Source organism: Caulobacter sp. Root487D2Y (genome assembly GCF_001427165.1).
Lineage (GTDB): Bacteria > Pseudomonadota > Alphaproteobacteria > Caulobacterales > Caulobacteraceae > Caulobacter.
In genome coordinates this window covers 194,820-208,462 of record NZ_LMFD01000014.1, presented here as the reverse complement: position 1 = coordinate 208,462, position 13,643 = coordinate 194,820, and the positions used below count along the sequence as shown (strand labels likewise).

13 protein-coding genes and 1 tRNA gene are annotated in these 13,643 nt (G+C 69.2%); 9 read left to right on the top strand and 5 right to left on the bottom strand.

Annotation, left to right across the window (positions count from 1 at the left end):
• Window positions 1-57 precede the first annotated feature (57 nt).
• The 6 genes from gor (at window position 58) to ASD38_RS21335 (ending at window position 7,968) form a co-directional block, all read left to right on the top strand.
• Entirely contained in the window at window positions 58-1,452 is a 1,395-nt protein-coding gene (gor, locus tag ASD38_RS21360; protein ID WP_056463250.1) for a glutathione-disulfide reductase, read from the top strand.
• Window positions 1,449-2,735, top strand: a complete 1,287-nt coding sequence (locus ASD38_RS21355) for an O-antigen ligase family protein (protein ID WP_082560834.1) — start codon at window positions 1,449-1,451, stop codon at window positions 2,733-2,735. Before gor ends, ASD38_RS21355 begins: the two co-directional genes overlap by 4 nt.
• An 84-nt stretch (window positions 2,736-2,819) precedes the next feature.
• Window positions 2,820-4,199, top strand: coding sequence for a class II 3-deoxy-7-phosphoheptulonate synthase (locus ASD38_RS21350; protein ID WP_056446057.1), 1,380 nt, complete (start codon window positions 2,820-2,822; stop codon window positions 4,197-4,199).
• 72 nt (window positions 4,200-4,271) lie between these two features.
• On the top strand, window positions 4,272-5,237 hold the full coding sequence (locus ASD38_RS21345) for a retroviral-like aspartic protease family protein (protein WP_056463248.1): 966 nt from the start codon (window positions 4,272-4,274) through the stop codon (window positions 5,235-5,237).
• 46 nt (window positions 5,238-5,283) lie between these two features.
• Window positions 5,284-7,074, top strand: coding sequence for a long-chain-acyl-CoA synthetase (locus ASD38_RS21340; RefSeq protein ID WP_056446050.1), 1,791 nt, complete (start codon window positions 5,284-5,286; stop codon window positions 7,072-7,074).
• Between the two features lie 39 nt (window positions 7,075-7,113).
• Window positions 7,114-7,968 carry an alpha/beta hydrolase gene (locus ASD38_RS21335; RefSeq protein WP_235523920.1) on the top strand — a complete coding sequence of 285 codons (855 nt, stop codon included), beginning with the start codon at window positions 7,114-7,116 and terminating at the stop codon, window positions 7,966-7,968.
• On the opposite strand, the gene ASD38_RS21330 is transcribed toward ASD38_RS21335, so the two are convergent.
• Window positions 7,965-8,861: a M23 family metallopeptidase gene (locus tag ASD38_RS21330; RefSeq protein ID WP_056463240.1), complete on the bottom strand. Its 897-nt coding sequence runs from the start codon at window positions 8,859-8,861 to the stop codon at window positions 7,965-7,967. The two genes, ASD38_RS21335 and ASD38_RS21330, sit on opposite strands and share 4 nt — an antisense overlap.
• Before the next feature lie 4 nt (window positions 8,862-8,865).
• Window positions 8,866-9,744 (bottom strand): hypothetical protein, encoded by an 879-nt coding sequence (locus ASD38_RS24805; RefSeq protein WP_056463237.1) that lies wholly within the window; start codon window positions 9,742-9,744, stop codon window positions 8,866-8,868.
• 212 nt (window positions 9,745-9,956) lie between these two features.
• Here ASD38_RS24805 and panD point away from each other — a divergent pair, with 212 nt between their 5' ends.
• Window positions 9,957-10,313 (top strand): aspartate 1-decarboxylase, encoded by a 357-nt coding sequence (gene panD / locus ASD38_RS21320; protein WP_029915369.1) that lies wholly within the window; start codon window positions 9,957-9,959, stop codon window positions 10,311-10,313.
• Between the two features lie 2 nt (window positions 10,314-10,315).
• Window positions 10,316-10,789 (top strand): hypothetical protein, encoded by a 474-nt coding sequence (locus ASD38_RS21315; RefSeq protein ID WP_056463235.1) that lies wholly within the window; start codon window positions 10,316-10,318, stop codon window positions 10,787-10,789.
• 126 nt (window positions 10,790-10,915) lie between these two features.
• Here the strand turns inward: ASD38_RS21315 and ASD38_RS21310 are convergent, their stop codons facing one another.
• Window positions 10,916-11,668: an SIMPL domain-containing protein gene (locus tag ASD38_RS21310; protein WP_056463233.1), complete on the bottom strand. Its 753-nt coding sequence runs from the start codon at window positions 11,666-11,668 to the stop codon at window positions 10,916-10,918.
• Between the two features lie 199 nt (window positions 11,669-11,867).
• Here ASD38_RS21310 and ASD38_RS21305 point away from each other — a divergent pair.
• Window positions 11,868-11,943, top strand: a tRNA-Ile gene (locus ASD38_RS21305).
• A 34-nt stretch (window positions 11,944-11,977) separates the two neighbouring features.
• Here ASD38_RS21305 and ASD38_RS21300 read toward each other — a convergent pair.
• Both ASD38_RS21300 and ASD38_RS21295 read right to left on the bottom strand, forming a co-directional pair.
• Complete coding sequence (locus ASD38_RS21300; protein WP_082554866.1) at window positions 11,978-12,484, bottom strand: cupin domain-containing protein; 507 nt, start codon at window positions 12,482-12,484, stop codon at window positions 11,978-11,980.
• Window positions 12,485-12,621: 137 nt separating this feature from the next.
• Window positions 12,622-13,641 carry a class I SAM-dependent methyltransferase gene (locus ASD38_RS21295; protein WP_082560833.1) on the bottom strand — a complete coding sequence of 340 codons (1,020 nt, stop codon included), beginning with the start codon at window positions 13,639-13,641 and terminating at the stop codon, window positions 12,622-12,624.
• Window positions 13,642-13,643 lie beyond the last annotated feature (2 nt).

The following is a 13,643-nucleotide window of genomic DNA, read 5'->3' as shown; positions in this document are numbered from 1 at the left end:
TTCCGGGCTCATGGCCAAGCCGAGCCCGACCCGACTACGTGATTCCGGAGCGCCCGTATGGCTGAGTACGACTTCGATCTCTTCGTCATCGGCGCCGGTTCGGGCGGCGTGCGCGCCGCGCGCCTGGCCGCGATGAGCGGCGCCAAGGTCGCCGTGGCCGAGGAATACCGCGTGGGCGGCACCTGCGTGATCCGCGGCTGCGTGCCCAAGAAGTTCATGGTCTACGCCAGCGAGGTGACCAGCCAGCTGAAGACCGCCAAGGGCTACGGCTGGACGATCGGCGAGGCCCAGTTCGACTGGAAGGGCTTCCTGCACGACAAGGACGTCGAGATCGCCCGCCTGTCGGGGATCTACGTCACCAACCTGCAGAAGGCCGGCGCCCACCTGCTGCACGGCCGCGCCCAGATCGTCGACAAGCACACCGTCGAGGTGCTGCCCAAGGAAGGATCGAAGGACGCCGGGCGCTACACCGCGCGCAAGATCCTGATCGCCACCGGCGGCCGGCCCTGGAAGCCGGACTTCCCGGGCGCCGAGCTGGGCATCACCTCGGACCAGGCCTTCCACCTGCCGACCCTGCCCAAGCGGGTGATGGTGGTCGGCGGCGGCTACATCGCCGTGGAGTTCGCCAGCATCTTCAACGGCCTGGGCGTGCAGACGACGCTGCTCTATCGCGGCGCCAACATCCTGCGCGGCTTCGACGACGACGTGCGCATGCACCTGGCCGAGGAGCTGGAGAAGCGCGGCATCAAGGTGGTGCTGGGCTGCGCGCACAAAAGCATCGAGAAGACCGACGACGGCCTGCTCAGCACGCTCTCCAACGACCTGACGTTCGAGACCGACGCGGTGATGTTCGCCACCGGGCGGGACCCCTATGTCGAGGGGCTGGGCCTGGACAAGGTCGGCGTGAAGCTCAACGACCGCGGCGCGATCGTGGTCGACGAGCAGTCCAAGACGACCGCCGACAACATCTGGGCGGTCGGCGACGTCACCGACCGGATCAATCTGACGCCGGTGGCGATCCGCGAGGGCGCGGCCTTCGCCCAGACCGAGTTCTATGACAATCCGACCAGCTTCGACCACGACATGGTCGCCTCGGCGGTGTTCTCGCAGCCGCCGGTCGGCACGGTGGGCATGACCGAGGCGGAAGCGCGCCATGAGTTCGGCAAGGTCGACATCTATCGCGCCGTGTTCCGACCGATGAAGAGCGTCTTCTACGGCGGCCAGGATCGCTGCCTGATGAAGCTGGTGGTCAAGCAGGACGACCAGAAGGTGGTCGGCGTGCACGTGGTCGGCCCGGACTCGCCGGAAATCATCCAGATGGCCGCCATCGCGGTGAAGATGGGCGTGACCAAACCGCAGTGGGACTCCACCTGCGCGGTCCACCCGACCCTGGCGGAAGAGCTTGTGACCATGCGCGAGAAGTACGTGCCGTCCGAAATGGGAACCGTATGACCGTGACGTCCTCGTTCGAGCCCGACGCCCCAAGCGGCGCGTCAGGAGACGCCGCCGCCGCGCGACCCACGCCCTGGCTCAGCGGAGTCGCGATCTTCGTCGTGGTGATGACGCCGCTGCTGGCCTATCTGGCGCCGTTGGGCTTCGCGCCGCTGCTGGCCCTGACCGGTCTTTTGGCCCTGCCGGGGCTGAGGTTGACCCGTTCGGCCGCTCCGCCGCTCTTGATCCTGCTGGTCCTGGCCCTGTGGGCGGCGGTCAGCACGACCTGGAGCCCGGCGGTGATCGACCTGGCGAAGCTCAAGGGTTACGGCGACATCGAGAGCCTGACCGCCCTGAAGCTGTTCCTGCAACTGGCGACCTACGGCGCCGCCGTGGTGGCCCTGCGTGGGCTGTCGGACGCCGGAGCGCGGCGCGCGGCGACGGTGCTGGCCTACGGCACGGTGGCGCTGGCCGTGGTCGCTGCGCTGGACTCGCTGAGCGGCGCGGCGATCTACCAGAAACTCCATGAGGTGACCGGCGAGGCCATCCGGCCGGACCTGGCGATGGTCAAGGTCTCGCTGTCGACCTACGTCATGGCGCTTCTGTTCTGGCCGGCGGCGTTGATCCTGTCGCGACTGTCGCGTGGCGGTCTGATCTGGTTGCTGGCGGCGGGACTGATCGTCACCTCGGTGATCTGCAGTTCGGACGCCTGTCTCGTCGCCCTGGCGGCGGGCGGGCTGGCCTGGCTGCTGGTGTACGCTTTTCGCCAGACGGGGGCCAAGGTGCTGGTCGGACTGGTGGCCGCGCCGTTCGTGCTGGCCCCCCTGGCCATGCTGGTCGGGGTCGAGACCGGTTTCATCGCCTGGCTGCACAAGCTGGCGCCGGCTTCGTGGGACTCGCGGTTGAACATCTGGACCTTCACCGCCGACCATGTTCAGAACCATCCTTTCCGGGGATGGGGGCTGGACGCCAGCCGCGCCTTCGGCCCGGCTATCCCGCTCCACACCCACAACGCTCAGCTTCAGCTTTGGCTGGAGCTGGGCGCGATCGGCGCGGCCCTGGGGGGGGTGTTCTTCTGCTGGCTGGCCTATGGGATCGCGCGACTCAGCGAACGGTCGCGGACCGAGGCGGCCATGGCCGCCGCCGCTCTTGTCAGCTATCTGGTGATCGGAGGGGTGAGCTTCGGGGTGTGGCAGGAATGGTGGCTGGCCCTGGGCGCCTTGACGCTGATCGCCTGCGGCCTGGCCCGCGCGGTCGCCGAGCCGGAATGGACCGACTTGGACGAACTTACCCCGTTGGGCTAAATTTCCCCCTTTCGTCGCAATGATTTTGCCTTTCCATGGCGGTCAGGATAAAAGCCGCTCCCTTTTGAGAAGTTCGAGACCGTCATGACCAGCCGTTGGACCCCGTCGTCGTGGAGAGCCATGCCTGCGAAACACGTCCCGACCGATTACCCGGATGCGGGTGCGGTCGACCGTGTGGAACAGACTCTTCGTCAGATGCCGCCGCTGGTTTTTGCCGGTGAGGCGCGCCGTCTGAAGACCCTCCTGGGCGACGTGGCGGAGGGCCGCGCCTTCCTGCTGCAGGGCGGCGACTGCGCCGAGAGCTTCAAGGAATTCCACGCGGACAACATCCGCGACACCTTCCGTCTGATCCTGCAGATGGCGGTGGTGCTGACCTTCGCGGGCGGCAAGCCGGTGGTGAAGGTGGGCCGCATCGCCGGTCAGTTCGCCAAGCCGCGTTCGGAACCGATCGAGACGATTGGCGACGTGACCCTGCCGTCCTATCGGGGCGACAACATCAACGGCATGGAGTTCACGGCCGAGGACCGCATCCCCGATCCGGATCGTCTGCTGCGCGCCTACGGCCAGTCGGCCGCGACGCTGAACCTGCTGCGCGCCTTCGCCAGCGGCGGCTATGCCGACCTCTACAACATCCACCGCTGGACGCTGGGCTTCGTGGGCGACAGCCCGCAGGGCGCGCGATACCGCGAGCTGTCGGAAAAGATCAGCGAAGCCCTGACCTTCATGTCGGCGGTCGGCGTCACGCCGGAAACCCAGCCGGACCTGCGTCGGGTCGAATTCTTCACCAGCCACGAGGCCCTGCTGCTGGGCTTCGAGGAAGCCATGACCCGCGTCGATTCCACCTCGGGCGACTGGTACGACACCAGCGCCCACCTGCTGTGGATCGGCGAGCGCACCCGCCAGCTGGACGGCGCCCACGTCGAGTTCATGCGCGGCGTGAAGAACCCGATCGGCCTGAAGTGCGGTCCGACCATGGAAGGCGACGACCTGCTGCGGCTGATCGACGTGCTCAACCCGCAGAACGAGCCGGGCCGCCTGACCCTGTACGGCCGCTTCGGCTCCGACAAGATCGCCGACCGCCTGCCGCGCCTGATGAGGGCGACCAAGGCCGCCGGCCGCTCGGTGGTCTGGGCGACGGACCCGATGCACGGCAACACGCTGAAGGCCTCGACCGGCTACAAGACCCGGCCGTTCGACCGGATCCTCTCGGAGGTGAAGTCCTTCGTCGAGATCGCCAACGCCGAGGGCGTCCACCCGGGCGGCGTGCACCTGGAGATGACCGGTCAGAACGTCACCGAGTGCCTGGGCGGCGCGCGGGCGGTGTCGGAAGGCGATCTCGCCGACCGCTACCACACCCATTGCGACCCGCGTCTGAACGGCGAGCAGGCTCTGGAGCTGGCGTTCCTGGTGGCCGAGAAACTGAAGTCGGCGCGCGACGATCAGCGTCGCCTGGCCACCGGATAACGCCGGTCTTCGAAGTCCTGGCTAAGGTTTCAAACGGGGTATAGCCTCCTTCCCCTGGAAGGAGGCTGCGCCATGGACAGTCCTGCGCTTTCCCGGCGGCGACTGGCCGCCATGTTGGCCCTGGGGCTCGGGCCCGCCTTGCCCGCCGCCGCCCTGGCGCGCGATCTGCCCGATCCGCAGCGGGACCCGCTGGTCGAAACGACCAAGACCTCGGTCGACCGCCGACTGACGGTCCAGGTCCTGATCAACGACGCGGGACCCTATCCCTTCCTGGTGGACACTGGCGCCAACGCCTCGGTGATCTCCAAGGAACTGGCCGCCAGCCTGGATCTGCCGCGGCGAGAGCCGGTCACCTTCCACAGCATCGCCGGCGCCGAGCTGGTCGAGACCGTGGGCGTGGACAGGATCTCGGTGGGGCGGCGCACGCGTCGCGGCATGCGGATGTCGGTCCTGCCCGAGCGCTATATTCGCGGCGCCGGCGTGCTGGGCCTCGACTGGCTGGGAACCCAGGGTCTGGTGCTCGACTTCGCCCGCAGGCAGATGCGGCTGGGCTCGGTCGTCAATCGAAGCGATTCGCTCAGCGTGACCGTCCCGGTCGTCGCCCAACGCAGCGGCCTGCACCTGATCGACGCCTCGGTGGTCGGCGCCTCGGTGATGGCCTTTCTCGACACCGGCTCGACCACCACGGTCGGCAACCTGGCCCTGATGAACCAGACGCAGCGGCGTCACGCGGCCAGTCGTGATTGGGCCGACATTCAGCTGCTCAGCGTGACCGGCCAGGTTCTGCAGGGACGCCTGGCCGCGCTCAAGTCCTTGGAGCTGGGCAACCTGAAACTGGGCAACGTGCCGGTGGTCTTCGGGCCGGTTCATACCTTCGAGTATTGGGGCCTAGTGGATAAGCCGGCGATTTTGATCGGCGTGGACGTCCTGGACGTCTTCGAATCCGTGGCGCTGGATTACACCCGCGGCCAGGTGCATTTCCGCTTGCCCTCATCCTCGTCAAACCGACAGGCCGCCTTGGACGCCGCCACGTCTTGACCGGCCGCTCGCCGCTCTCCAATGGTTGTTTGAACGGAGTGCGTCGATGAGTTTGCCGGCTAGGTTGAAACGCGAGTTGAAGTTCCTGAAGGGACTCTCGCGCACGCTCAAGCGCGTGAAATCCATCGCGCCGGACAGCAATAATCTGATCTGCGACGATCTGGAGGCGGCGGTCGACAAGTGGCGCGACAGCCAGGCGATCGTCTTCGAAGGCAAGTCGGTCACCTATGCCGAGCTGGACGCGATCGCCAACCGCTACGCCCACTGGGCCAAGGGGCAGGGCATCACCCGCGGCCAGACCGTGTCGCTGTTCATGCCCAACCGCCTGGAATATCTGGCGATCTGGTACGGCCTGTCGAAGGTCGGCGTGGCCACAGCCCTGATCAACAACCAGCTGACCGGCCCGGCCCTGGCCCATTGCCTGAATATCTCCCAGGCCCTGCACTGCATCGTCGATCCCGAGACCTCGCCCTGCTTCGATCAGGTCAAGGGCTTGCTGAACCGCCATGTCCAGCAGTGGGTCCTGGGCCCGGCCCAAGGCGACCAGCGCGACCTGGCCAACGCGCTGAAGAGCTGCAGCCAACTGCGGCCCGACCGCCTGACCGCCCGCGCCGGCCTGACCGCCAAGGACACCGCGCTCTACATCTTCACCAGCGGCACGACCGGCATGCCCAAGGCCGCGCGCATCACCCACATGCGCGCCCAGCTGTACATGCGCGGCTTCGCCGGCTCGACCGACGCCCGCGCCAGCGACCGCATCTATGTGACCTTGCCGCTCTATCACGCCACCGGCGGCCTCTGCGCCATGGGCGCGGCCCTGATGAACGGCGGGGCGGTGGTGCTGCGCAAGAAGTTCTCGGTCACCGCCTTCTGGGACGACGTGGTCGCCAACGACTGCACGATGTTCGTCTATATCGGCGAGCTGTGCCGCTATCTGGCCAACCATCCCGAGACGCCCAGCGAGCACGCCCACAAGATCCGGCTGATCTTCGGCAACGGCCTGCGCCCGGACGTCTGGGACGTGATGCTGGACCGCTTCAGGGTCGGCGGCGTGCTGGAGTTCTACGGCGCGACCGAGGGCAACGTCTCGCTGTTCAACTTCGACGGCCGGCGCGGGGCCATCGGCCGGGTGCCGGGCTATTTGCGCAAGCGTTTCAACATCCGCATCGTCAAGTTCGACGTCGAGACCGAGACCCCGGTGCGCGGCCCCAACGGCTGCTGCGTCGAGGCCGCGCCGGGCGAGGTGGGCGAGTGCATCGGCCATATCGCCAGCGACGCCCGCTCGAACTTCACCGGCTACGCCGACAAGACCGCCACCGAGAAGAAGATCCTGCACGACGTCTTCGAGAAGGGCGATTCCTGGTTCCGCACCGGCGACCTGATGCGGAGCGACAGCGACGGCTACCTCTTTTTCGTCGACCGCATCGGCGACACCTTCCGCTGGAAGGGAGAGAACGTCGCCACCAGCGAGGTGTCCGAGCGCCTCTCGGCGGTGCCGGGCGTCAAGGAGGTCAATGTCTACGGCGTGACGATCGGCGAGCTGGACGGCAAGGCGGGCATGGCCTCGCTGGTGGTCGAGCCCGAGTTCGAGATCGCCGCCCTGGCCGAATATGTCGACCGCGAGCTGCCGGTCTACGCCCGCCCGATCTTCGTGCGCCTGCAGCCCGAGATCGAGACCACCGGCACCTTCAAGTACCGCAAGATCGACCTGGTCCAGGAAGGCTTCGACCCGGCCAGGATCAAGGATCCGCTATATTTCCGCGATCCGAACAAGGGCTATGTGAAGCTGACCAAGGCCGTCCACGCCAAGATCCTGGCGGGCGGCTACAAGCTGTAGGACCTGCCGCGGGCGCCCGGAGAACGCATGGTCGGATCGATGACGCGCAGAGCCGGCCTGGTCGCCCTGACGGGATCGATGCTCTCGGCCTGCTCGCCGCTGTCGCTGTTCGCGACCTTCACACCCAAGGACGCCGCCCTCACCCGCGAGCGGGGCGCGGCCTATGGCGCGCTGGAGCGGCAGGCCCTGGACGTGTACGCGCCGAGACGCGAGACGGCCCCCGCGCCGGTGGCGGTGTTCTTCTACGGCGGCTCCTGGGATTCCGGGCGGCGGCAGGACTATGGCTGGGTCGGCCGGGCCCTGGCCGCCCAGGGGTTCCTGACGGTGGTGCCGGACTACCGGCTCTATCCGGCGGTGCGCTATCCCGGCTTCGTCGAGGACGGGGCGCTGGCGGTGCGCTGGGCCGTGGATCACGCCCCGGCGCTGGGCGGCGATGCGGGGCGGGTCGTGCTGATCGGCCACTCGGCCGGCGCCTACAACGCCGCCATGCTGGCCCTGGACGACCTCTATCTGAAAACCGCCGGCGTCGATCCCGCGGTGGTCCGCGCCTTCGCCGGCCTGTCGGGGCCCTACGACTTCCTGCCGCTGGACGGACCGGTCACCCGGCGGACCTTCGGCGAATTCCCCGACCTGGCGGCCACCCAGCCGGGCGCCTACGCCCGCGCCGACAGTCCGCCCGCCTTCCTGGCCACCGGCGACGGCGACACCACCGTCAAGCCGCGCAACACCAGGGCCCTGGCCGCGGCCCTGCGCGCCAAGGGCGTCACGGTCGAGGAGCGTCACTATGCCGGCCTGAACCACGCCGACACGGTGCTGGCCCTGTCGCGGCCGTTGCGCGGCAAGGCGCCGGTGCTGAGCGAGATGACGGCGTTCCTGAGGGCGCGAACGGCCTAGGAGCACGTCCCCCCGTTCAGCTTGCGCTGATAGGCCTCGGCCAGGCTCATATAGGGCGGCAGGAAGGTGTGCAGCACCACCGGCTTGCCGTCGGTCGTCACGCCCGCCACCCCGGCCCGCAGCTCGAAGTGCAAGTGGATGGTGGTCGGCGTGCCGCCGAAGTCGTTGGACACCTTGCCCAGCTTCTGGCCGGCCACGACGGTATCGCCCTCGTGCACCGCCAGGGCCGCCATCTGCATGTGCAGGTAGCGATAGGTGCGGTGCGGGGCGGCCGAGGCGGTCAGGGTGACGGTGTAGGTCCCGACGTCGGTGATCACGCCGCTCTCGGCGGCCACCGCCCAGTGCAGGTTCTTCTTGCAGGTGCCCGGACGGATGTCCTGGCCCTGGTGGCCCGTGCCGCCGCCGGCGCACAGCGGATTGTCCCGCGAGCGCGCCTCGCAGAAGGTGTCGTGCCAGGGCAGGCTGTAGTTGACGCTGTCGCACTGGCTGGTGCCGGCCGGCCCCATGCCGCCGCCGTGGCCATAGACCTGGGAGTTGGCGTAGGCGTCGTCCTGCAGCGGCCAGCACATGGCCGGCGACCACACCGTGCGGTCCAGATAGCCGTGGCCCTGGCCGGCCGGGATGTCGCCCGGCGCGCCGTGGTTGAACGTCGCGGGCGAGGGGGCGGGAGGCGTCGGCGGCTGGGCCGGCGGGCCGGGCGCGGGCGGGACCGGCTCGCTGGCCGGCTGTTCGGCGCCGCCGTCGGACGGTTCGTCCTCGGGCGTCGGCGGACCGGGCGCGGGCGAGGCGGGCGTCTTGACCTCGCCGCCGGGCGCGGCCGGCTTGGTCGTGTCGTCACAGGCGCCCAGGGCCAGGGCCAGGACCAGCGGGGAGAGGATCAGCAGCTTGCGCATCGGCTCAGCCCCCCAGGCCGGCGGCGGCGCGGGCGGCGGCGCCCATCACCACGGTGGTGGTCTTGGTGGCCAGGCCGCGCGCATAGTTGTCGTCGACGCAGCGCGGATCGGTCGGCGCGTCGCAGCGCACCTCGACCGTGTAGAGCACGCCGTAGCGGACGAAGCTGATCAACTGACCGTCGACCGTGCGTTGCGAGGTCGCGCCTTCGGGCCCCATCGGGGTGATCTTCAGCGGCGTTCCGGCGGGCAGGGGGACCACGGCGGTCGTGCCGCTGAGCGAAATCCCCGCGCCCGGCGCGTCGGCGGTGATCGTGTAGTAGTCGCCGAACGAATAGATCCGCGCCCCGGCCATCAGCTTGGCGTCGGTGGGAAGCAGGATCGGCACCTTGGTCTTGTCGACCGCGGCGCGGTTGAGGTTGGGAGCCAGGCCCTCGCCGCCGCCGCTGGCCCGGACCCCGCCGATGGCGGCCGGCCAGTCGACCCCGCGGCCGGCGGCGGCGGCGCGCTGGGCCTTGGCTTCGGCGGCGCGCCTGTCGGCCTCGGCCTGGGCGGCCGCGGCGGCTTGACGGTCGGAGGCCGCCTTCGCCTCGGCGGCCTTGCGGTCGGCCTCGGCCTGGGCGGCTTGGGCGCCGGTGTTGGCCGCCGCCTCGGCGGCGCGCTTGTCGGCCTCGGCCTTGGCGGCGTCAGCCCGCGCCTGGGCCGCCTTGGCCTTGGCCGCCGCGTCGGCGGCCTGCTGCATCAGCTTGAGGATGTCGGTCGTGCGGTTCGTCGCGGGGGCGGCGGCCGGCGCCGCGGTGGTGGGGGCGCGGGTCTGCGACGACGCCGCGCCCAACGCTCCCGCGGCCAGGATTCCACCCAGCACCAAGCCTGTCAGCAGTCGCATGAAAGCCCCTCGCATCACGCCGTTATCTGGACCATAGGGCGCCCAAGCGTCGCTGTTAACTATTGTTCGACGCGGGGCGCTTTGCCGCCCATGGTCGCGGAGCGATTGAACGGACGGCGCTTCGTGGCTATATGGCCGTGACTGATCACGGGTCACGTGTGTGACGACCCGGTAAATCCCAATATGTTTCAAGTGGATAGGGTTTCGCCACCATGTTGTTGACGATGATGAAGGCCAAGCTTCACCGGGCCACCGTCACCCAGGCCGACCTCGACTACGAAGGGTCGATCGCCATCGATCGCGACCTGCTGGACGCCTCGGGCATCCTGCCCAACGAGCAGGTCGACGTGCTGAACATCACCACCGGCGCCCGCTTCACCACCTACGCCATCGAGGCGCCGCGCGGCTCCAAGGTGATCGGCGTCAACGGCGCGGCCGCCCGGCTGGTGCAGAAGAACGACACGGTGATCGTCGTCACCTACTGCCAGATGCCGGCCGAGGAGGCCCGAAATTACGCCCCGACCGTCGTGCTGCTGGAAGACGGCAACCGCATCAAGAAGGCCGCCTGAGCATGCGTCGTTCCGCCGTTCTGTTGATCACGGCGGGCCTCGTCCTCGCCGCCCCCCTGACCGCATGCTCGCCGAAGCTGCCCAAGGGCGTCGACGAGCAGCAGCTGTCCGAAGCCGTCGGCCGCGCCATCGGCGGGCCCAACACCTGCGTGCTTCTGGCCGACAAGGCCGGGAAGGTGGTCTGGACCGGCGGCGGCTACATCACCTGCGCCCGCAACCTGCCCACCTGCGGCGGGACCACCACCACGGCCCAGACCGTGCTCGAGGGCGCGGTCGGCAAGCCGGCCCGCTTCGTCAGCTGTTCGTCGGGCCCCGGCGTCAACACCGTCGGCTGGGCCATGGGCCCGGTGCCGGTCGGTGCGGGCAAGCCGGACCACGGCCTGTCCTACGTCGCGGTGATGGAGGGCGAACGCGCCCTGCCGGGCCGCGAGGTGGGCGAACGGGTCGAAGAGGCGTTCGCCAAGGCGGGGCTGTAAATCCTTCTCCCTTCCCCCTCGATGGGGGAAGGGCCGGGGATGGGGGTGATGCGGCGGTTCAGCCGCCGGCGCCGTGGCCACCCCACCCCCTGCCCCCTCCCCATCGAGGGGAGGGGAGACCTTTAGCTACTTCGCCAGTTCGTACGTCGCCGAGACGTCGATCCGCACCTTCAGCTCGCCGGCCGAGACCGGGCTGCTGTCGGCCATCTCGCGCTTGGCCATGGCGTACATCGGCATCGGGGGCGGCGAGGGGGTGTAGCCGCCGCCTTCGCCCAGGCTGACCAGGCGGACGATCTTGTAGCCGGTGGCCCGGGCGTAGAGGTCGGCCTTGGCCTGCAGGGCCTTGACCGCGCCCAGCCGCGCCGCGTCCTCGGCCGCCTTGGGATCCTGCAGGCCGAAGCTGATGCCGCCCACATTGGTGGCCCCGGCCCCGACCGTGGCGTCGACCGTCTGGCCCAGCTTGGTCAGGTCGCGCACCTGGATCGTCACCTGGTTGCTGGCCTGGTAGCCGTTCAGCTTGGGCGGCTCGTTCTGCACATAGACGTACTGCGGATTGACGTTGAGGCTGGAAGTCTGGATGTCGCGATCGGCGATCCCGGCCTTCTTCAGCGCCGCGACCACCTTGTTCATCTGGGCGGCGTTGGCGCTCAGGGCTCCGGCGGCGGTCGGGGCGTCGGTCTGGACGCCCAGGGTGATGGTCGCCAAGTCGGGCGTCACCTTGCTCTCGCCGGAGGCCGATAGGTTCAGCGTCGTGGCGCGGAAGGCCGCGTCGGCGCTGTCGGCGTGCGCGGGCAGGGCGGCCGCGCCGGTCAGCAGGGCGGCGGCCAGGGCGATCGAGGCCGCCAAAGCAGGCGAGGGGCGGGTCGTCAGGGCGGTCATAGTCGTCGTTCTCCATGCGGCAGAGGGTAGGCGCCGCGACCTTGATCGTCCCGTCCGCCAGTTCCGACAAGCGTAACCGGCGGCGGACGGTTCCAGTCCTGACAGCCTCAACCTGAACCGGACCTTTAAGCCGCGTGCAGCCCATGCTAATCGACCCGTCCTCCCGAAAGGGGCGCGCGCGTCGCTCCCTCGTCTTTGGGGGCCTGTAGCTCAATGGTTAGAGCCGACCGCTCATAACGGTCTGGTTGGGGGTTCGAGTCCCTCCAGGCCTACCAATTTCGGTGTTCGAAGGCGCTCACGCCGGACCGGTCATTTGCCGCGGGGCAATTTGATTCCCAGCAGGACCAGTCGGTCGCCGGTAATTCCGAACCAGTGCGGCACGCCCGCGGGAATCAGGATGACGTCGCCCGGGCCGAGCGTCCGTGTCGCGCCGCCCTCGATCTGGCTTCCCTCGAGCAAATTGGCGTTGCTGACCTTTGAATCGGTCATGGTCCCGCCCGAAACCAGCGTGCCGGAGCCTTCCAACACGATGGCGTATTCCGCTTCGGCGGGGTGAACAGCGGGGCGGCCCGGCTTCTTCCATATTTCGATCGCCGCCACGGTGGCGCCGTCGCGAACCAAGGGGCGCCACATGAACCCTTGATCGGGTTTCATCGCGGCGAGCATCTCGCGTAGCTGAGCTTGGACATCCGCGCCGCTCGCGAAACCGGACGGGCCGGCGTCTTGAGCGCGGCCCGCCTGCGCCGAAGCGGCGGCGACGCCGGACGAGACGGCAAGCAGCAATGACGTCGCGCAGATCGTGAAGGCCTTAGCCATTGTCTTCACCGCAGCTCTCCCCAGGTCGTGAACCGATAGACGCGAATGACCGCTTCCACGCCGTTGCGCACCTTACGGCTCCCCCTCCAGGGAGCTGTCGCGGAGCGCCTGAGGGGACCATCGCCGCCGATTCAAAGCTAGCCCTCACCTGACCGTTTCGTGGCCTGTCCGTCCCCATCGCGGGCGGAGGATGGACGGGTCGCGCCCACCATCACGAACAGGCCCCCCTCCGGCCCCAGGGTCTTCATCCAGCCCAGCTGGCTGAGCCAGGCCTCGAACCCCCAGTTGTCGGCCGCCGGTTCGAACAGATCGTCGGGTTCGTCGCCGATCAGGGTGCTGGGATAGGCCCGGACGTAGTCCACCGCGTTCTCGGCGAACCACTTCAGCACCTCGCCATGAGTGTGGCGGTGCTCCTCGGGGTGCTGGTACTGGTCGCGCAGCCAGGCGGCGTGGCGGTCGGGTTCGGCGACGCGGGCGGCCAGCACGGGGTCGAACGGAATCCAGCGGAAGCCGGTCAGGCGGGCGATGGTCCGTCGAAGCCGCAAGGGCAGGCGGGCGACGGCGTTGTAGAGGCCCAGCACGATCACGCCGCCGTCGGGCCGGGCCAGCCGCGCGAGCCGGGCGAAGGCGGCTCGGGGATCGGGCGTGTGGTGCAGCACGCCCAGGGAGACGACCACGTCGAACGTCCCGTCGGCCAGGCCCGGCGCGTTGAGGTCGGTCTCGACGAACAGAACGTTGCTTGAGCCGAACCGCCGGGCGGCGGCGGCGCCCAGGTCCAGCGAGGCCCGGGTCAGGTCGGCGCCCACCACCAGCCGGTCGGCGCGGGCCAGGTACAGGCTCATCTGGCCGGTGCCGCAGCCGACCTCGACGATCCGCGCATCGCCGGGGATGGCCCGGTCCAGCAGGCGGGCGAACGGGCTGCGCTCGGCCCGGGCCCGCAGACCGTCCAGGCTGTCGCGCGGCGGATAGCCGGGGAAGGGGGCGTGGCCGTAGAAGTCGCGGACGGCCTCGGTGCGGGCGTCGCCCGGCAGCCGCAGATCGACCACGCCGTCCGCCTCGCCGTAGAGCGCGCCGCAGCCCCGGCAGGTCCAGTCGGCCGCCAGCGCGCCCCCGCAGGCCGGGCAGGCGAGCAGGGCGCGAAAGGCGGCTTCCTCCACGC